Origin of the sequence: Bradyrhizobium sp. HKCCYLRH3073, from assembly GCF_051167995.1 — a bacterium.
Lineage (GTDB): Bacteria > Pseudomonadota > Alphaproteobacteria > Rhizobiales > Xanthobacteraceae > Bradyrhizobium.
In genome coordinates, this window is sequence record NZ_JBNPUD010000026.1 from 1 (window position 1) to 16,447 (window position 16,447).

The window sequence follows — 16,447 nt, forward strand, 5'->3', positions numbered from 1 at the left end:
AGCGCTTGCATTCGGCCCTCGGCTATCGATCTCCCCTTGAGTTCGAAGCCGCGTTCAAGCAAAACACGATGCGATGACTTTACCCATTGTCACTGAGATTATCGTGTCTCACTTGAGGGGTGCAGTCCAGCAGAGGTGACGCCGATCCACGACCCAGGCGAAGAGATCAGCAGGAAGGAGGGATTGCCGGACAGCGAAAAGCTGGTCAAGCGCACCTGCCCCGACACCAGGGCAATCACTCCGTCCCGGGAGTCGCTCGCGGAATAGATCAGGGAGTTGTCCGCGTTTCGAACGCGACCCAGACGAAGAATGTTGTCCGCCAATGACGGAGAAAGGCCAGCAAACCACTTGTTCCTGCGCAGAACAGCCTTGAGGACCGCTTTGTTCATTCGTCGCCACACATGAAGACGGGATGGTCGCTGTCGCGACATCTGTCATCCCATATCAGTGTAGCGGAGATCAATCGAGGTGGCCGGGCTCCCGGCGGTGTAGGCCCACCCCAGCGCGAGTCGGCCCGCCAGCGCTAGAACGATTTTTCCTCGGCCTCATAGATGGTCATGACGGGCGGTCTCGCGCACAGCTTGGCGACCTCCTGCACGAACGCCCGTGACCCGGGTCGGGCGAAATGCGCCTCGAGCGCGATGGCGTCACGCCAGCGCTCGAAGAAGCGCAGACGGAGCGAGTTTTCACAATCGACCTGCACGGTGTGCTCCACGCAGCCGTCTTCCATACGCGAACGATGCACATGCTCCAGGCTGACCTTCATCAGACGATCAAAGTTTTCGCCAAGCCCGTCCACAGACCCCACAACGATGATCATCGGCTCACATCCTCACTCTTGTGTTCCTCAGAAGGCGCCGGATGGCTGTCCTCGGCGAATGGCATGAGCGGGATCGTGCGGACGTCGAGACCTCGGCGCCTGGGATGGACGCCAGAACATTGGTTGCCTCGGTTGTCATGCTGACCGTCGTTTCCCCGCGAAGTTGATTTTCTTGCACGCGGCGACCTGCGTCCCGGCGCCCTCGCCCGCTCAAGCTAAGGTGATTTAGTGCATCGATTGTCGCGATTGCGACAGTCTCGGCCATGATCTGTGCTTGTCTCTTGGCGGCGTCACGACGCGGCACGGCCGGAGGCGCAACGGGCAACCATGTCGAAACGAGAAGACCCGATGTTGCTGACGGCCGAACGCCTCTTCTCAGTCGAGGGCTTGGTCACCATCGTGACCGGCGCGGCGAGCGGACTTGGCCTGGCCATTTCCCGGACCATGGCAGCCAATGGTGCCGATTTGATCCTGGTTGACAGGAACGAGACCGAACTGAGGCGGATCGGCGAGGAGATCATCCCGGGGGCAGAGAACGCGACGGTCGATGTCGCAGATCCAGACGCCATCCGGCGGACGGTCGATGACGTCATCGCGCGCAAGGGCCGGCTCGACGTCATGTTCGCGAACGCCGGCATCAGCGGGGGAGCCGGAATTCGATTGCCGCAGGGCCACATCGAGAACGTCGATTTCGCAGCCTGGAATGACGTTATTGCCATCAACCAGACCGGCGCGTTCGCGACCATCCAGGCTGCGGCCCGTCACATGAAGGCGCAGCGCGGCGGTCGGATCGTGGTCACGGCGTCGGTCGGAGGATTAAGAGGCTCGGCAGCGACCGCCTATGCGTATGCGGCCGCCAAGGCCGCGGTGGTGAACCTGGTCAGGCAGGCCGCGCTCGAGCTCGCCACGTTCGACGTCAAGGTCAATGCCATCGCACCCGGCTTTTTCCGGACAGGGCTTGGCGGTGGCCGCCTGCTGGACGAGGCCCATACGGCGCCGCTCGAGGCCATGGTTCCCATGCGCCGGCTTGGGCTGCCCCACGAGATCGCCGGCGTCAGCCTGCTGCTGGCCTCACCCGCCGCGAGCTACATCACCGGATCGGTCTTCACCGTCGACGGCGGGATCACGGCGGCATGAAGCAGCTGGAGGGCAAGGTCGCGGTGATCACAGGGGCTGCGAGCGGCATTGGCCGCGAGCTGGCTGCGGCCTGTGCCGCGCAGGGAATGAAGCTGGTTCTCGCCGACGTCGATGTCGACGGGCTTTCCGCCACGAAGGAGCTGATGCCGAGCGGCATCGCCGTGCGCACCGCGCAGTGCGACGTGTCCAGCGTCAAGGCCGTTCAGCGCCTTGCTGACCTCGCGTTTAACGAGTTCGGCAACGTTCACCTGCTCTTCAACAATGCCGGCGTCGCAGCGCTTGGCCCGGTCTGGTCGGCCACCCCCGAGGACTGGACATGGGTGCTTGGAGTGAATCTCCTCGGCGTTGCCAACGGCATTCACAGCTTCGTGCCGCGCATGATGGCTGCGGGCGACGAGGGACACATCGTCAACGCGGCCTCGGCCGCGGGCTTGAGCACCGTTGCGGGCTCCGGCGTCTACTGCGCCAGCAAGCACGCGGTCGTCGCCCTGTCCGAGTGCCTTGCGAAGGACCTTCAGCTTGCCGGATCTGATCTCAAGGTCAACGTGCTGTGCCCCTCGCTGGTCAGGACGGCCATTGTCGATTCCAGCCGACATCGGCCGGTCCATCTGGCCGCGACCAATCCGGACAGCGCCCCCTTTGATCAGCGCGTCAGAGCGGGAATGGAGGCATCCGAGGTCAGCGCCGCCGATGTGGCCAGCATGACGATCCAGGCCATCCACGACGACGAATTCTACATCCTTCCGCATCCCTCGGTGCGGCTCCGGGTCGAGGAGCGGCTCCGCAACATCATCGGTGATCAACATCACCACCAGCCAGACGGCCTCCTTGCGTCGACGGATGAACCATGAGCAATTCAAACGAGACCGCCGACCTCAGAGCCAGGATCGAGGCGCTCGAGAAACGCGTTGCCGAGCATGACGATCGCGAGGCGATCCGGACACTGCGCTGCACATACCACGAATACGTCAACCAGGAGCGCGTCGCCGAACTGGCCGATCTCTTTGCGGAGAACGCCACCGTCTCCTATGGCGGTCGGCCGTCGGTGACTGGCCGCGAGGCGATCCGCGACTTCTTCCTCAACTTCCCGATCAAATGGGCGCGTCAATTCATCCACGCGCACGTCGTCGAAATCGATGGCGACCACGGCAGAGGCTACAGCCATCTCGACGGGCGCCCCGTTCTCAACGGCAAGAGCCTCATGGTCGGCGGCCGGTTCGACGATGAATATGTCAGGGAAAACGGCCGTTGGCTGTTTTCGAAAGTCGTGTTGACGACCTGGTACATGGTCCCGGTCGAGCCCAGCTGGGAAGCCGCGGCAGCGACCAGGCCGGCCCAGACCTGAGCTGCACGAACTCAGGCCTGTTGATTTGACGGCCGAGCTCCGTCAGACGTGATAGCGGCGCCGACAAGGACGGCGTCATGCACGATCTTTCACGGGCCATGCCCCGGTCCGCCCGGACTGGCGCCAACGCTGGGCACGCGTCGCTGCGGGGTCACTTGCCCTGGCAACGTCACTGCGGCGGAGTCGGGGCGCCCGGCGCGACGGGTTCCATCAGACGTCATCAAGCTGATCTGAACCTGCCGGCAACTTCTGAATAAAATAATCCTGTTGCTTTTTTTCAGAAACTATGTTTGTGTATCGCCATCCTGGACCCGCCGAGAGGGGCGCTTCGCGATCGTCACGAGACGTGGGGTCTGGGGATGCGGTGGCCGCAGGCGTGCTGCAGCGGGCTCACGGGCCCGCCGACGAACGGCAGGTTTGCGGACGTGAAGACGCGTGGTCCTGGCGCCCCGATGCTGGCGCCAAGTCGTCGGGCGATGATCCCGAGGGCGACGGTGGCTAAAAAGCCGGACACCGGGGAGATCGCGACATAAGCGTGAAAACCATCGCGCGGGGAATGCCGGGATGTCTCGGCTGAACCTGTGGTTCCTGCCGCCTGCATTTTTTTCGCAGGCGGGCCATGGGTGCGGCCAGCGCCCGGCATTCCCCGCGCCCTCTCATTCTCGAGGGCGGAACGACCGGCACAACTCGGACGCCATCGCGCCGCGGGACCGCAGCCCATCGCCCGAACCAAAGGCGCGAGGCCGGAACAAACCGCAAACAGATTTGAAGTCTGGGGAGAGAGGGATGGTGCGCTCGGAGGGACTCGAACCCCCACGGTGTTACCCACTGCCACCTCAAGGCAGCGCGTCTACCAATTCCGCCACGAGCGCGAAGAAGAAGCCGGGGCCAGAGGAAGGACGGCACCGGATCAGTGGCGCCCGTGTATCAAATCGATGTCAGGGGGACAAGGCCCGCCCTGCCCTAAAATACCGGATTGTGGACGGTTTTGGCGTGGGCCGTGGCGCGCTATCGCGACGTCGGCGTCGGCGAGCGCGGCAGCATCTGCTTGACCTCGACCGCGATGCGGTTGCGGTCGACCAGCACCACCCCATTTGCGATCGGCAGATTGTTGGCGAGCACCTTGACGTCGTCGGCCTCGGTGGCATCCAGCTCGATGATGGCGCCGCGGGACAGGCGCAGAACCTGGTGGATGGGCATGGAGCAGGTGCCGAGAACGACCATCAGGTCGACTGTCACTTTATCGAGGGTTGACACTGCAGGACCACCGAAGTCACGACTGGATTTTGATTGCCCAGACATCACCATGTTGTGGTTAGCCAATGGTTAACAGCCGCGAAACACTCGACCTGACCACCTTTGCGGGCCCTCCCGGCAACGCCGTGGATTGGCGCATCTCCGATTCGCCGGTCGACTACGCCCGGGCGACCGAATTCATGGAGGCGCGGGCGGCCGCGATCGCCGCCCATGAGGCCGCGGAGATGGTCTGGCTGCTGGAGCATCCGCCGGTCTACACCGCCGGCACGTCGGGCAAGGCCGAAGACCTGCGCGATCCGCGCTTTCCGCTGGTGCCGACCGGCCGCGGCGGCCAGGTCACCTATCATGGCCCCGGCCAGCGCGTGGCCTATGTCATGCTCGACCTCAAGCGGCGGCGCCCCGACGTGCGCGCCTATGTCGCCGCGCTCGAGGAGACCATCATCCGCACCCTCGACGCCTTCAACGTGCGCGGCGAGCGGCGCGAGGATCGCGTCGGCGTCTGGGTCAAGCGGCCCGACAAGGGCGAGGGCCACGAGGACAAGATCGCCGCCATCGGCGTGCGGCTGAAGCGCTGGGTGACCTTCCACGGCATCGCCATCAATGTCGAGCCGGACCTGTCGCACTTCCAGGCTATCGTGCCCTGCGGCGTGACCGATCCGCGCTACGGCGTCACCAGCCTGGTCGATCTCGGCCTGCCGGTGACGCTCGCCGATGTCGACGTCGCGTTCCGACAGGCGTTCGAGAGCGTGTTCGGCGCCGTCAGCGTCGCGCAGCCGGAGACGGCATGAGCTCACGCGGCGCCCTGCTGCGGCGGGACGTCGAGCTTCGCCGCAACATAGCGGCGCTCCTGGCTCAGGCCGCCGAAGCCGTAGGCATCCGCCTTGACCTCGTCGACATGCAGATAGGTCTCGTGATGCAGCGGGCCGATCAGCTCGGCCATGCGCGCGAACACCGCGGCGAGATAGGCGGCCTTCTCGTCCTTGGTGTTGGTGCCTTCGCTGACGTGAACGTCGATCCAGTAGCTGGCGAGCCCTTGCTCCGCCAGCGAGGCGCCGCCGGCGAACCAGTCCGCGGCGTCCGCTTCCGAGACGATGACGGCGGTGACCTTGGGATCCTTGCGCAGGATGCGCGCGGTCAGTTCGGTGACGGCCTCCGCGATGTCTTTCTTCAGCCCGGGCGAGCGGCGCTGGCTGGCATAGACGATGTTGATCAACGGCATGGTTGGCTCCCGGTATCCAGCGCGTGACTGCGCTTCGGGAGCAAAGCTAGCCGCGCGCCGCTCATTTTGGTATCTTATCGATATGGATATCAATGATAACGAGTTCATATGACCGCCACGCTCGACATCGCGACCGTCCGCGCCTTTCTGCTGGTGAGCGACCTGCACAGCTTCACCCGGGCGGCCGAGACGCTCGGCACCACCCAGGCCGCGGTCAGTCTCAAGCTGCAGCGGCTCGAAGCGCTGCTCGGAAAGCGGCTGGTCGAGCGTTCGCCGCGCGCGGTCCGGCTCACCGCCGACGGCGCGGCCTTCGCCGAGAACGCCCGCGCGCTGGTTGCCGCGCATGACCTCGCGCTCACCGGGGCCCCCCGCATCCGGCCGCTGCTGTCGCTGGGCATCAGTGATCACGTCGCCGGCCCCGAGCTGGTGCCGATGCTCGAGCAGTTGCATGCTGCCATGGCGGACCTCGTCCTGTCGGTCAGCATCGGCTTCTCGCGCGACCTGCTCGACCGCTACGATGCCGGCAAGCTCGACGCCGTGATCGTCCGCCAGGAGGCGAGCCGCCGCGGTGGCGAGGCGTTGATCACGGACGAGTTCGGCTGGTTCGCAGCGCCCAGATTTCGTCTGCCGGCCGGCGGCACGCTGCCGCTCGCCACGCTCGCACCGCCCTGTGGCGTGCGCAGCATCGCGGTCCGCGCGCTCGAGCGCGCGCGAATCAGCTTCAGCGAGACGTTCGTCGGCGGCGGGGTGACGGCCGTTGCGGCCGCCGCGCGCGCCGGTCTTGCGATTGCGCCGCTGGCCCGCCGGATCGCACCCAGCGGACTGATCGATATCGGAACGGATCTCGGCCTGCCCAAGCTTGGCCGCTCCAAGGTGATGCTGCATGCAAAGGCGGGAGATGCGGCCAAGCGCGCGGCCTTGCGCACGCTGGCCGCGGCATTCCGAAGCGCCGCGATGTCGAAGTAATTGACGCCGACAGGACCTGATGTAGCATGGGTTAATAATCGGAGTTCAGGAGCAGCGGCTTGAACCGTCTCTTGACCGCAGCTGACATCGTCAGCGCCCCAGCAAAGCCGAGCCCGGCCTCGACCGGCGCGACCGGCCTCGAACCATTGCATCGCCACGCGCTGATCCGGACCTCGAACGCCGACGTGCTGCGCGACCTCGCGGGGCGCCGGCTCGGCGCCGAGCGCGTCGACTTCAGGAACGCCGAGCGCTTCGAGGCGATCGTCAACCTGATCGAACTCGAGACCATCGGTCTCGCCTTCGGCACCACGACCTGCGACATGGTCTGCGACCATCGCGCCGCCGACTTCACCAGAGTGCAGATCGCCCTGAAGGGACGCGCGGTCAGTTGCACTCCCGGCGAGGCGACCGACGTCAATGAGCATCAGTTCGCGGTCGCGCCGGCCGGCGTGCCATGGCAGATGGCATGCCAGGGCGGCCATCGGCGACTGACCCTGCGGCTCGATCCGCAGGCGCTGCGACGGCGCCTCACGGCGCTGGTCGGCGTGCAGCCGCGCACCGACTTCGTGATCGACCCTGCCATTCCGGCCGCCGATCCGCAGGCCCGCAGCCTGATGCGGCTGCTGGACTTCCTGACGACCCAGCTCAACGAGCAGGATACGGCGTTCCCCGCCGCAGTCTATCGCGAGCTGGAGGATGCGGTACATGTCGCCTTCCTCTGCGCCAGCCGTCATCGTTTCCGCGACACGCTCCTGGATCCCTCTCCGATGCCGGATTTCGGCCTGGTCAAGCGGCTAGAGGACTATATCGAGGCCAACTGGCGCGAGCCGATCACGATCGAGCGGCTGGCGCGCGAGGCCGGCGTCAGCGTCCGGTCGATCTTCCGCCTGTTCGAGCGTGTGCGCGGCTATTCGCCGATGGCCTTTGCCAAATCGGTGCGCCTACGGCGCGCCCACGAGATGCTGCGCTCCGGCGATCCCGCCATCACGGTGGCGGCGGCCGCCGCCGCCTGCAACTTCGCCAATGCCGGACACTTCGCCCGCTACTATCGCGCCACGTTCGGCGAGCTGCCATCGGCGACGATGGCGCGGGGCGAGCGGTCGTGACGCATTCGGCCGCTCACAGGATGGATTCGAGCGCGCTGCGCAGGCTCTGATGCCGGAACACGAAGCCGCTCGACAGCGCCTTGTTCGGCACCACGCGCTGGCCGCCGAGCAAGAGCTCCTCGGCGAAGTCGCCGCCGATCCGGCGCAAGAGGCCGGCGGGAACACGCAGCAGCGCCGGACGCCGCAGGCAGCGCGCGAGCTCGGCGGTGAAGGCGAGATTGCGCACCGGCAGCGGCGCCGTCGCATTGACCGGCCCGGTGATGTCATCGGTCGCGATCACATGCGCGATCAGCCGAACGAGATCGTCGCGCTCGATCCAGGACATCCATTGCAGGCCGGAGCCGAACGGCCCGCCCAGGCCGAACTCGAACGGCGTCAGCATCCGCGCCAGGAAGCCGCCGTCGCGGCCGACGACGAGCCCGATCCGCAGCAATGCGACGCGGACACCGTGCGCTTCGGCACCGCGCGCCGCCTGTTCCCAGGCGTCGCAGAGGTCATGGCTGAAGCAGGCATGCGACTTGGCCGATTCGGTCAGAGGCTGGTCCTGCCACAGGCCGTACCAGCCGATCGCCGAACCGTTGACCAACACCTTCGGCTTGCGGTCGAGCCGCGCGATCAGGGATACGACCGCTTCCGTCGTAGCAAGCCGGGACTGCAGGATCGTCGCGCGCCTGGCCGCGGTCCACGGCGCGTTGCCGATCGGCTCGCCGGCCAGGTTGACGATCGCGTCGATACGGGTGCCGGAGGCGAGCTGATCGAGGCTGGTGATCAAGGTCAGCGGCGCCGGCAGCACTGCGGCCTTGGCCGGGTCGCGGACCAGGGCGACGACGTGATGGCCGGCCGCGGCGAGACCGGCCGCCAGCCGCGCGCCGATGAAACCGGTCGCACCCGTGATCAGGATGGTCTGCGCTGGCGGCAGCGCCGCGACCAGCCCGGCCGCATCCGGCTGCGACATCCGCGCAAGGCGCCGGGCCGCGGCGAAGTCGCGCAGGCCGCACAGCGCGGCGCCAACCGCGGCAGCAGCAGCAATCCAGCTCAGCACGCCGGCATAGGCCGGCACGATCACCGAAGGCCGCATCGCCCAGCCGATCAGCAGCGGCACCAGCAGCATGAGGATCGCGCCGTAGTTGATGGCGAGCAGTGTGTGATTGACGCGTTCGCTCGGCGGCAGCTTGCGCGTCAGATCCTCCTCGACGAAATCGGTGAGGGTGATAGCGATCTCGGCCAGAAGCACCGCGAGCACGAGGATCGCGAACAATCCATGCACCTCGCACCAGCCGAGGACGGCGAACAGCAGCGCATAGAGCCCATTGCGGACGCCGTGCAGCTTGAGCTCGCCCCGCTGTGACGGGCGCCAGGCCAGGCGCTCGGTGTACTCATGGTGATAGAAGGTGTCGAACACGCCCATCACGATCTGAAGCGCGATCAGGGACCAGAGCAGCGGCGTCATGGTGCGGACTCCCGGAACACGGCGCTCTGGCGCATGATGCGCCCGAAGCGCGGATGGACGATCTCGAGCGAGAAGCGAAAGACGCCGCTGCCGAGATCGGAATGGGTGACGGTGAGGTCGCCGGGCGTGAGCCATGCCGGCAGCACCCAGCGCCGGCCGGCGAAGTCGAACGTGTAGCCGGCGCTATGGAAATGAAGCGCGCCATCGGCGACGCCGACGCGCAGGCTCATGCTGAGGCCCCAGCCGAGATATTCCTCGAGCCCCGTCGGACCGGCGAAGCGCTTGGCGGAATGGATCACCTGCGGGAAGCCATGCGGGCGCCCGCAGATGCGCGTCCAGATCTGGCCGCCACTCGCCGCGTCCTCGGTCACCGCGACGATCATCGGCACGCCGATGTTCGCGCGCGTCGGCAGCGGCCCGCCGATCAGCCGCGCCAGATGCGCGAACCAGAAGCCGGCACGGCTGATCTCGGCCTGATCGACCTCGCCGACATAGACGACGGTGGCGCCATCGGCGAGGCGCTTGGAGAAGCGGCGCCAGATCGACACCGGCAGCCGTCCCCAATCCTCGGCCGACAGCAGCGCACGAAACCTGTGATCATCATGAAGCCTGGCGCTGGCGGGCGTTGAAAGTCCGGGATGTCGCATGGTCACCATGACGCCCTCCACTCTCTTCAAACGCTGCCGGACCTGGACCTTCCCGACGGCAGCAGGTTGACGATCTTCTCGCCGAGCTTGATCAGCGTGACGAGGCGCGGCCGCGGCACCTTCAGCATCTGCACGTACCAACGGTCGACCAGCTCGGTGAACGCCAGCATGTCCTTCAGCCGCTTGGCTGCGACCGCGCTGATCGCGGGATCGCCGGTCGCCTCCGCGACGCAGGCGCGCAGCGCCGCGATGGCGGGATCGATCTCGCGTTCCTTGCGGCCGGCCGCGATCCGCTGCGCCACCTCCCAGATGTCGGTCTCGGCCTCGAAATGATCGCGGCGGTCGCCGAGGATCGGCACGCGCCGGATCAAGCCCCAGGCGAGCAGCTCCTTCAGCGAGTTCGAGACGTTGGAGCGGGCCATGCCGAGCGTGTCGGCGATGTCCTCCGCCGTCATCGGCTTCTCGGCGAGGTACAGCAGCCCGTGGATCTGGCTCACCGAGCGGTTCACGCCCCACTGGTCGCCCATGTCGCCCCAGTTGAGGATGAAGCGCTCGACGGCGGGAGGAAGTTTTCGATGACCTGCAATTTCTGTCATAACAGAAATATCTGACTTAAGAGAGTGAATGTCAAGAGGCGCGGCTTTGAACCGGACTGGCGGCCGGCCAGACGGATGTTACGGCGCACATTTTGCGCCTGCCGACCGCCCGGTTCCCCGCCTGCCCCCCTCTGCAACAGGAGCAAGCCATGACGGCATCCGACAAGGCGTTCACTGGATCGATCCCGCAGATCTACGATCAACTGATGGTTCCCTTGATCTTCGCGCCCTACGCGCTGGACCTCGCGCGGCGCATCGCGGCGTACCTGCCGCGCGACGTACTGGAGACGGCGGCAGGCACCGGCGTGGTGACGCGGGCCCTGCACGCTCAACTGCCGCCGGAGGTCCGGATCACCGCCACCGATCTCAACGAGCCGATGCTCGCGCAGGCGAGGACCCATCTCGCCGCTGCGGACCGCATCGCATTTCATCAAGCCGATGCGCTGGCCCTGCCCTTTGCCGATGCGAGCTTCGATGCCGTCGCCTGTCAGTTCGGCGCGATGTTCTTCCCCGATCGCGTCAAGGGCTATGCGGAGGCCCGCCGCGTGCTCCGGCCCGGCGGACGTTTCGTCTTCAACGTCTGGGACCGGATCGAGGAGAATGAAATTCCTCACGTCGTTCACGAGACGTTGCAACAGGTCTTCCCCGAAAGCCCGCCGCAGTTCTTCACCCGGACTCCGCACGGCTATTTCGATGCCGGGCGGATCGAGGCCGATCTGACCGCAGCGGGCTTCACGGACATCGCGATCGAGACGGTGACGCATCGCAGCCGCGCGGCTTCGCCTCAGGACCCGGCCATGGCATTTTGCCAGGGCACGCCGATGCGCGGCGAGATCGAAGCGCGCGGCAGGCCCGGCCTCGCCGCCGTGACGCAGGCGACCGCGGAAGCGCTGGCGCGCCGCTTTGGCGAGGGTGCCATCGAAGGCCGGATACAGGCGCTGGTGATCTCAGCGGAGTGAGCGACGGGCTCGCGCGCCGTGTCGTTAGAGCGTCGGCAACACGGAGAACGCCTCGCCCGGCCGGCGCGGTTTGAGCTGATCGGCCGTCGCCGGGTTTTCCATCACGGCATCGACACGCGCTGCTGGCGGTCCCTCGCGGCAGGCTGCCAACACGGCGGCGACGTCGTCCGAGGGACCCGCGAACAACGCCTCGACACTGCCATCGCTGCGATTGCGCACCCAGCCTTCGAGGCCGTTGAGGATGGCCTGGTCCTCGACCCATGCGCGGTAGCCGACGCCCTGGACGCGGCCGCGAACCATGACGTGGACGATGGCGCGATCGGTCATGATCCGAGCCCCAGAAAATCGCGCAGGCGCTTCTTCACATCGGCGTCGCGCATCAAGCGTGCCGTCAGTTCGGCCGACGGCAGCCCCTTGAGCTGCTTCGGCGAGACGCCGTCACGCAGCGCCTTCAGCGTCTCATACACCGCCTGCGTCGCGGCGGCGATCGGCGCATGGCCCTGCAGCGCGACGCGGACACGGCGCGAGGCGAGATAGCCGAGATCGGACATCTCCTCCGGCGCACCGCCGAGCACGATCGGCAGCGTGGTGGCGGCCGCGATCGCGTCGAGCTGATCGCGCGAGGTGATGCCGGTGAAGAACAGCCCGTCGACGCCGCAGGCCTCATACGCCCTGGCTCGCGCGATCGCGTCGTCGAGCGAGGTGATGGAGACCGCGCCCGTCCGTCCCAGGATGACCAGCGCGGGATCGCCGCGGCCGTCGAGCGCGGCCTTCACCTTGCCGACCCCTTCGGCCAGCGAGATCAGTTGCGGCTTCGCTTCGCCGAAAGCCTGCGGCAGCAGCGTATCCTCGATGGTGAGACCCGCGGCACCGGCCGCTTCCAGCTCCTGCACCGTGCGGCGCACGTTCATCGCATTGCCGTAGCCGTGATCGGCATCGACCAGCACCGGCAGCGCTGCCGCGCGCGACATCCGCCGCATCTGCTCGGCGAGCTCGGTCAAGGTGATCAAGGCAATGTCGGGATCGCCGAGGACGGCGAGCGAAGCCGCCGAGCCGCCGAACATGCCGAGTTCGAAGCCGAGGTCCTCGGCAACGCGGATCGAAATCGCGTCGTAAACGGAGCCGGGATGGACGCAGCGATCGCTGGCGAGGATTGTGCGCAACGCTTCTCGGCGAGTACGGAACGTCATCACGCCCTACCTCTCTCCGTCATTGCGAGGAGCGAAGCGACGAAGCAATCCAGAGTCTCTTGCTGGGCCCTGGATTGCTTCGCTTCGCTCGCAATGACGGCGGTTAGACTTACTACGCAAACTCCAGGATCAGCGCGTCCACCGCGAGCGTCGCGCCGGCGGTCGCGTGGATCTTCTTCACCGTGCCGTCCTGCTCGGCGCGCAGCACGTTCTGCATCTTCATGGCTTCGACCACGGCCAGCGTCTCGCCGGCCTTGACCTCCTGCCCTTCGGTCACGGCGATCGAGACCACGAGGCCGGGCATCGGGCACAGCAGCTTCTTGCCGCTATCACCCGCGGTGACGACCGGCATCAGCCGCGCCGCGGTCGCCTCGGTTTCCGTGTAGACGTAGACCGGTGCTTCGACGCCCTGATGCGCGAGCCGCACACCGTTCGCAATCAGGCGCGTCTGCACGGCGATGGCAGCGCCATCGATGGTGCCGTGCCAGACCGCATCGCCCGGTTTCCAATCCGACACCAGCTGATGCGCCGGGCCGACCTTGCCGTCGCCCCCGACGAAGCGGACCGTGATCGCGCCGTTCTCCCTGGTGATGTCGAGCAGGATCTCGTCGCGCCCGAGCCACACCGCGCGGCGGCCCTGTCGCTTCACAGGCCGGCCGATCATCTGCTGCGAAATCTGCCGCTTGCGCTCGCCGAGCACGTGGTCGATCGCAGCACCCACCGCCGCCAGCCGGCGCGCGATCTCGCCTTCCGGCGCACGCGCGGCAAAGCCCTTGGGAAACTCCTCGGCGATGAACCCGGTCGACAGCCGGCCCTCGCGCCAGCGCGGATGGTTCATCAGCGCCGACAGGAACGGGATGTTGTGGCGGATGCCGTCGACATAGAACGCATCGAGCGCGGTCGACTGCGCCTCGATCGCGGCAGCCCGCGACTCCGCATGGGTGACGAGCTTGGCGATCATCGGATCGTAATAGATCGAGATCTCGCCGCCCTCCTGCACGCCGGTGTCGTTGCGCACGGTGATGCCGTCAGCCTTGCTCTCCGCCGGCGGGCGATACTTCACGAGGCGGCCGATCGACGGCAGGAAGCTGCGGAACGGATCTTCCGCATAGACGCGGGATTCCACTGCCCAGCCGGTCATCGTCACATCCTTCTGCGCAAGCGAAAGCTTCTCGCCGGCGGCGACGCGGATCATCTGCTCGACGAGATCGATGCCGGTGACGAGCTCGGTCACGGGATGCTCGACCTGGAGGCGCGTGTTCATCTCGAGGAAGTAGAAGCTCTTGTCCTGGCCGGCGACGAACTCGACGGTGCCGGCTGAGTCGTAGTTCACCGCCTTGGCGAGCGCCACGGCCTGCTCGCCCATCTTGCGCCGCGTCTCCTCGTCGAGCAGCGGCGACGGCGCCTCCTCGATGACCTTCTGGTTGCGGCGCTGGATCGAGCATTCGCGCTCGCCGAGATAGATCACGTTGCCATGCTTGTCGCCGAGCACCTGGATCTCGATGTGGCGCGGATCTGTGATGAACTTCTCGATGAAGACGCGATCGTCGCCGAACGAGGCCTTGGCCTCGGCCTTGGCGAGATTGAAGCCCTCGGCGACCTCGGCGGTCGAATGCGCGATGCGCATGCCCTTGCCGCCGCCGCCGGCGGAGGCCTTGATCATCACGGGGTAGCCGATCTCGTCGGCGATGCGCACCGCGTGCTTGTCGTCCTCGATGACGCCGAGGAAGCCGGGCACGGTCGAGACCTTGGCCTTGGCGGCCGCCTTCTTCGATTCGATCTTGTCGCCCATCGCGGCGATCGCGCCTGGGTTCGGGCCGATGAAGACGATGCCGGCCTCGGCCAATGCCCGCGGGAAAGCCTCGCGCTCGGACAGGAAGCCGTAGCCCGGATGCACCGCCTCGGCGCCGGTCTTCTTGCAGGCCTCGACGATGCGGTCGATGAGGAGATAGCTCTCGGCGGCGGCGGGCGGGCCGATCAGCACGGCATCATCTGCCATCTCGACATGCAGCGCATCGCGGTCGGCTTCCGAATAGACCGCAACGGTTCGGATTCCCATGCGGCGGGCAGTCTTGATGACCCGGCAGGCGATCTCGCCGCGGTTCGCAATCAGAATGGTTTTGAACATGTTCTTGCTTGATACCTTTGGGCGGGCTCCCCGCTCGTGGCACAGGCGTCACACCGCGAGCTTGATCGGTTCGTCTATACCAAAATCGCCCGCGCGCAACCCGCCTCTCGTTCCGACCGTGCCGTCCGGCGAGGCATGCCAGCCGCAGGCATTGCCGTTACCCGGAATAGCTGTGGAAACGTCCGCGGGCATAGGCGTGGGACACCGCCTTCATGAGCTCACCGACCTCGGTCTCGAGAAAATCGTTCGCAACAATCAGGGCCCGAATGGCCGCGCGCAGGTCGCCCCCGCAGGCGGCAATGGCCTGATCCACTGCGGCCTCCAGCGCGAGGTATTCAGCGTCCGTGGCTTGAGCATCGGTGTTGGATTGCGATCTGGGCTGCATGCGCGATGGCGGTCCTCGCTCCGGTCACGCCGTCATGTTCACTTTATGTTCTCTGGAGTCAAGGCGGATCACGCCGCCCCGATCTCTTGATGCTGCGGCTCGGCCTGCGGCTTTTCGGGCGCCAGGGTGACGGACGTCTCCTGGCCGCCCTGCCGCACCAGGCGGTGGATGAAGCCGAGCTTGCCGATGACCGGCGGCGTCAGGATGAAGGGATACAGATCGCGCGCGCCCATCGCCCGCGCGACGCTGTTCATGGCGAAGGTGAACGGCAGCCAGGCGTTGACGATGGTGTCGAAGTCCTCCGCGACATACGGATCGAAGGTGACGCGCGCTGTCAGTCCGCCGATCTGGTCGGCGGGCGGATCGATCTCGATACCGAACTCGGAGGCCATCTCCAGCGTATCGACGATGTGGAGGTAGTGCGCCCAGGTCTCGGCAAAATCCTCCCACGGATGCGTGGTGGCGTAGGCGGAGACGAAATTGTCCTGCCAGTTCACCGGCGGCCCCTGCTCGTAGTGCCGCTTCAGTGCCTCGCCGTAGTCCTGGGTATCGTCGCCGAACACCGCCCGGCATTCGTCGAGCCGGCCGGCATCGCGCACCAGCACGTCCCAGAAATAGTGCCCGACCTCGTGGCGGAAATGACCGAGCAAGGTCCGGTACGGCTCGCCCATTTCCAGCCGGCGCCGCTCGCGCTCGAAATCGTCGGCCTCGGCCAGCGCGATGGTGATGAGGCCGTTGTCGTGGCCGGTCATGACCTTCTGCTGGCCGGCGGGGTCGTCGGCGAGGAAGTTGAAGATCAGCCCGTGCTCGGGATCCTCGATCCGTGTCTTCACAGGGAGTTTCCAGCGGATCAGCGAGTAGAACAGCCGGTGCTTGGCCACCTCCAGCTCTCGCCATCCGGCGAGTTGCGCGGGATCAGACAGATTGGGAATCGTGCCGTTATGCCGGCAGGCGCGGCAGAAGCCTGCGGTCTCTCCGATCTCGAGCAGCCAGTTGCAGGCGTCGTGCTCGGCATTGGCGCAGAAGAAGCGCCCCGTCCCGTGGTCGGCGAGCGTCCGAAACCCCTCCTCCGCCGGCTCGATCGCCGACTGCGTCTGGCGCTCCGGCATGAAGGCGAGCTGATGGCCGCAGCGACCGCAGCTGCGATTCTCGAAATACAGGATGTTCTTGCAGGCCTGACAGACGAAGAGCTTCACGGTATGGACCTACGTGTTGCGGAGTTCAGGGCCTGACGACGCACGA

The 16,447-nt window shown here is 66.4% G+C and carries 19 protein-coding genes and 1 tRNA gene; 7 read left to right on the forward strand and 13 right to left on the reverse strand.

Features of this window, described 5'->3' with window-relative positions; genetic code table 11:
* Positions 1–98 precede the first annotated feature (98 nt).
* Positions 99–389 (reverse strand): hypothetical protein, encoded by a 291-nt coding sequence (locus tag ACQR1X_RS31725; protein WP_434900291.1) that lies wholly within the window; start codon positions 387–389, stop codon positions 99–101.
* A gap of 134 nt (positions 390–523) precedes the next feature.
* Positions 524–820: a putative quinol monooxygenase gene (locus ACQR1X_RS31730; RefSeq protein ID WP_434900292.1), complete on the reverse strand. Its 297-nt coding sequence runs from the start codon at positions 818–820 to the stop codon at positions 524–526.
* 399 nt (positions 821–1,219) lie between these two features.
* On the opposite strand from ACQR1X_RS31730, the gene ACQR1X_RS31735 reads away from it, so the two are divergent.
* The 3 genes from ACQR1X_RS31735 to ACQR1X_RS31745 are packed head-to-tail and all read left to right on the forward strand — an operon-like array spanning position 1,220 to position 3,302.
* Entirely contained in the window at positions 1,220–1,957 is a 738-nt protein-coding gene (locus ACQR1X_RS31735) for an SDR family NAD(P)-dependent oxidoreductase (RefSeq protein WP_434900293.1), read from the forward strand.
* Positions 1,954–2,808, forward strand: coding sequence for an SDR family NAD(P)-dependent oxidoreductase (locus ACQR1X_RS31740; RefSeq protein WP_434900294.1), 855 nt, complete (start codon positions 1,954–1,956; stop codon positions 2,806–2,808). The genes ACQR1X_RS31735 and ACQR1X_RS31740 overlap by 4 nt, the downstream gene beginning before the upstream one ends.
* Positions 2,805–3,302, forward strand: coding sequence for a nuclear transport factor 2 family protein (locus tag ACQR1X_RS31745; protein WP_434900295.1), 498 nt, complete (start codon positions 2,805–2,807; stop codon positions 3,300–3,302). The genes ACQR1X_RS31740 and ACQR1X_RS31745 overlap by 4 nt, the downstream gene beginning before the upstream one ends.
* A gap of 787 nt (positions 3,303–4,089) precedes the next feature.
* Here the strand turns inward: ACQR1X_RS31745 and ACQR1X_RS31750 are convergent.
* Both ACQR1X_RS31750 and ACQR1X_RS31755 read right to left on the reverse strand, forming a co-directional pair.
* Positions 4,090–4,174, reverse strand: a tRNA-Leu gene (locus ACQR1X_RS31750).
* 136 nt (positions 4,175–4,310) lie between these two features.
* Positions 4,311–4,559 (reverse strand): FliM/FliN family flagellar motor switch protein, encoded by a 249-nt coding sequence (locus ACQR1X_RS31755; RefSeq protein ID WP_315717718.1) that lies wholly within the window; start codon positions 4,557–4,559, stop codon positions 4,311–4,313.
* Between the two features lie 65 nt (positions 4,560–4,624).
* Here ACQR1X_RS31755 and lipB point away from each other — a divergent pair, with 65 nt between their 5' ends.
* Positions 4,625–5,347 carry a lipoyl(octanoyl) transferase LipB gene (gene lipB, locus ACQR1X_RS31760; RefSeq protein ID WP_434838307.1) on the forward strand — a complete coding sequence of 241 codons (723 nt, stop codon included), beginning with the start codon at positions 4,625–4,627 and terminating at the stop codon, positions 5,345–5,347.
* 2 nt (positions 5,348–5,349) lie between these two features.
* Here lipB and ACQR1X_RS31765 read toward each other — a convergent pair whose 3' ends face one another.
* Positions 5,350–5,778, reverse strand: a complete 429-nt coding sequence (locus ACQR1X_RS31765; protein ID WP_434900296.1) for a tautomerase family protein — start codon at positions 5,776–5,778, stop codon at positions 5,350–5,352.
* A 108-nt stretch (positions 5,779–5,886) separates the two neighbouring features.
* Between ACQR1X_RS31765 and ACQR1X_RS31770 the strand changes: the two genes are divergently transcribed.
* Together ACQR1X_RS31770 and ACQR1X_RS31775 are read left to right on the forward strand one after the other, a co-directional pair.
* The gene (locus tag ACQR1X_RS31770; protein WP_434838308.1) at positions 5,887–6,744 is read left to right on the forward strand and encodes a LysR family transcriptional regulator; all 858 of its coding nucleotides are present in this window, start codon (positions 5,887–5,889) and stop codon (positions 6,742–6,744) included.
* Between the two features lie 59 nt (positions 6,745–6,803).
* Positions 6,804–7,850 carry an AraC family transcriptional regulator gene (locus tag ACQR1X_RS31775; RefSeq protein WP_434900297.1) on the forward strand — a complete coding sequence of 349 codons (1,047 nt, stop codon included), beginning with the start codon at positions 6,804–6,806 and terminating at the stop codon, positions 7,848–7,850.
* Positions 7,851–7,863: 13 nt separating this feature from the next.
* Here the strand turns inward: ACQR1X_RS31775 and ACQR1X_RS31780 are convergent, their stop codons facing one another.
* From ACQR1X_RS31780 to ACQR1X_RS31790, 3 genes are read right to left on the reverse strand one after another with little or no spacing between them, the layout of a single operon-like run.
* Positions 7,864–9,300: a TIGR01777 family oxidoreductase gene (locus ACQR1X_RS31780; RefSeq protein WP_434900298.1), complete on the reverse strand. Its 1,437-nt coding sequence runs from the start codon at positions 9,298–9,300 to the stop codon at positions 7,864–7,866.
* Positions 9,297–9,956 (reverse strand): DUF4166 domain-containing protein, encoded by a 660-nt coding sequence (locus tag ACQR1X_RS31785; protein WP_316216094.1) that lies wholly within the window; start codon positions 9,954–9,956, stop codon positions 9,297–9,299. The genes ACQR1X_RS31780 and ACQR1X_RS31785 overlap by 4 nt, the downstream gene beginning before the upstream one ends.
* A gap of 17 nt (positions 9,957–9,973) precedes the next feature.
* The gene (locus ACQR1X_RS31790) at positions 9,974–10,543 is read right to left on the reverse strand and encodes a GbsR/MarR family transcriptional regulator (RefSeq protein WP_315804920.1); all 570 of its coding nucleotides are present in this window, start codon (positions 10,541–10,543) and stop codon (positions 9,974–9,976) included.
* A gap of 149 nt (positions 10,544–10,692) precedes the next feature.
* Here ACQR1X_RS31790 and ACQR1X_RS31795 point away from each other — a divergent pair, with 149 nt between their 5' ends.
* Positions 10,693–11,502, forward strand: a complete 810-nt coding sequence (locus ACQR1X_RS31795; RefSeq protein WP_434874563.1) for a class I SAM-dependent methyltransferase — start codon at positions 10,693–10,695, stop codon at positions 11,500–11,502.
* A gap of 24 nt (positions 11,503–11,526) precedes the next feature.
* Here ACQR1X_RS31795 and ACQR1X_RS31800 read toward each other — a convergent pair whose 3' ends face one another.
* From ACQR1X_RS31800 to ACQR1X_RS31820, 5 genes are all read right to left on the reverse strand, one after another.
* Complete coding sequence (locus ACQR1X_RS31800; RefSeq protein WP_315804918.1) at positions 11,527–11,829, reverse strand: acylphosphatase; 303 nt, start codon at positions 11,827–11,829, stop codon at positions 11,527–11,529.
* Positions 11,826–12,692 carry an isocitrate lyase/PEP mutase family protein gene (locus tag ACQR1X_RS31805; RefSeq protein WP_434900299.1) on the reverse strand — a complete coding sequence of 289 codons (867 nt, stop codon included), beginning with the start codon at positions 12,690–12,692 and terminating at the stop codon, positions 11,826–11,828. Before ACQR1X_RS31805 ends, ACQR1X_RS31800 begins: the two co-directional genes overlap by 4 nt.
* A 112-nt stretch (positions 12,693–12,804) precedes the next feature.
* Positions 12,805–14,820 carry an acetyl-CoA carboxylase biotin carboxylase subunit gene (locus tag ACQR1X_RS31810; protein ID WP_434847795.1) on the reverse strand — a complete coding sequence of 672 codons (2,016 nt, stop codon included), beginning with the start codon at positions 14,818–14,820 and terminating at the stop codon, positions 12,805–12,807.
* A gap of 157 nt (positions 14,821–14,977) precedes the next feature.
* Positions 14,978–15,205 (reverse strand): hypothetical protein, encoded by a 228-nt coding sequence (locus ACQR1X_RS31815; RefSeq protein WP_434900300.1) that lies wholly within the window; start codon positions 15,203–15,205, stop codon positions 14,978–14,980.
* A 68-nt stretch (positions 15,206–15,273) separates the two neighbouring features.
* Entirely contained in the window at positions 15,274–16,401 is a 1,128-nt protein-coding gene (locus tag ACQR1X_RS31820; RefSeq protein ID WP_434900301.1) for a zinc-binding metallopeptidase family protein, read from the reverse strand.
* Between the last annotated feature and the right edge of the window lie 46 nt (positions 16,402–16,447).

Excerpts from the sequence above, each read along its gene's own strand:
- ACQR1X_RS31725 (WP_434900291.1), bottom strand. The coding sequence starts at position 389 with ATGAACAAAGCGGTCCTCAAGGCTGTTCTGCGCAGGAACAAGTGGTTT.
- ACQR1X_RS31730 (WP_434900292.1), bottom strand. The coding sequence starts at position 820 with ATGATCATCGTTGTGGGGTCTGTGGACGGGCTTGGCGAAAACTTTGAT.
- ACQR1X_RS31740 (WP_434900294.1), top strand. The coding sequence starts at position 1,954 with ATGAAGCAGCTGGAGGGCAAGGTCGCGGTGATCACAGGGGCTGCGAGC.
- ACQR1X_RS31745 (WP_434900295.1), top strand. The coding sequence starts at position 2,805 with ATGAGCAATTCAAACGAGACCGCCGACCTCAGAGCCAGGATCGAGGCG.
- lipB (WP_434838307.1), top strand. The coding sequence starts at position 4,625 with ATGGTTAACAGCCGCGAAACACTCGACCTGACCACCTTTGCGGGCCCT.
- ACQR1X_RS31765 (WP_434900296.1), bottom strand. The coding sequence starts at position 5,778 with ATGCCGTTGATCAACATCGTCTATGCCAGCCAGCGCCGCTCGCCCGGG.
- ACQR1X_RS31770 (WP_434838308.1), top strand. The coding sequence starts at position 5,887 with ATGACCGCCACGCTCGACATCGCGACCGTCCGCGCCTTTCTGCTGGTG.
- ACQR1X_RS31780 (WP_434900298.1), bottom strand. The coding sequence starts at position 9,300 with ATGACGCCGCTGCTCTGGTCCCTGATCGCGCTTCAGATCGTGATGGGC.
- ACQR1X_RS31785 (WP_316216094.1), bottom strand. The coding sequence starts at position 9,956 with ATGGTGACCATGCGACATCCCGGACTTTCAACGCCCGCCAGCGCCAGG.
- ACQR1X_RS31790 (WP_315804920.1), bottom strand. The coding sequence starts at position 10,543 with ATGACAGAAATTGCAGGTCATCGAAAACTTCCTCCCGCCGTCGAGCGC.
- ACQR1X_RS31795 (WP_434874563.1), top strand. The coding sequence starts at position 10,693 with ATGACGGCATCCGACAAGGCGTTCACTGGATCGATCCCGCAGATCTAC.
- ACQR1X_RS31800 (WP_315804918.1), bottom strand. The coding sequence starts at position 11,829 with ATGACCGATCGCGCCATCGTCCACGTCATGGTTCGCGGCCGCGTCCAG.
- ACQR1X_RS31805 (WP_434900299.1), bottom strand. The coding sequence starts at position 12,692 with ATGACGTTCCGTACTCGCCGAGAAGCGTTGCGCACAATCCTCGCCAGC.
- ACQR1X_RS31810 (WP_434847795.1), bottom strand. The coding sequence starts at position 14,820 with ATGTTCAAAACCATTCTGATTGCGAACCGCGGCGAGATCGCCTGCCGG.
- ACQR1X_RS31815 (WP_434900300.1), bottom strand. The coding sequence starts at position 15,205 with ATGCAGCCCAGATCGCAATCCAACACCGATGCTCAAGCCACGGACGCT.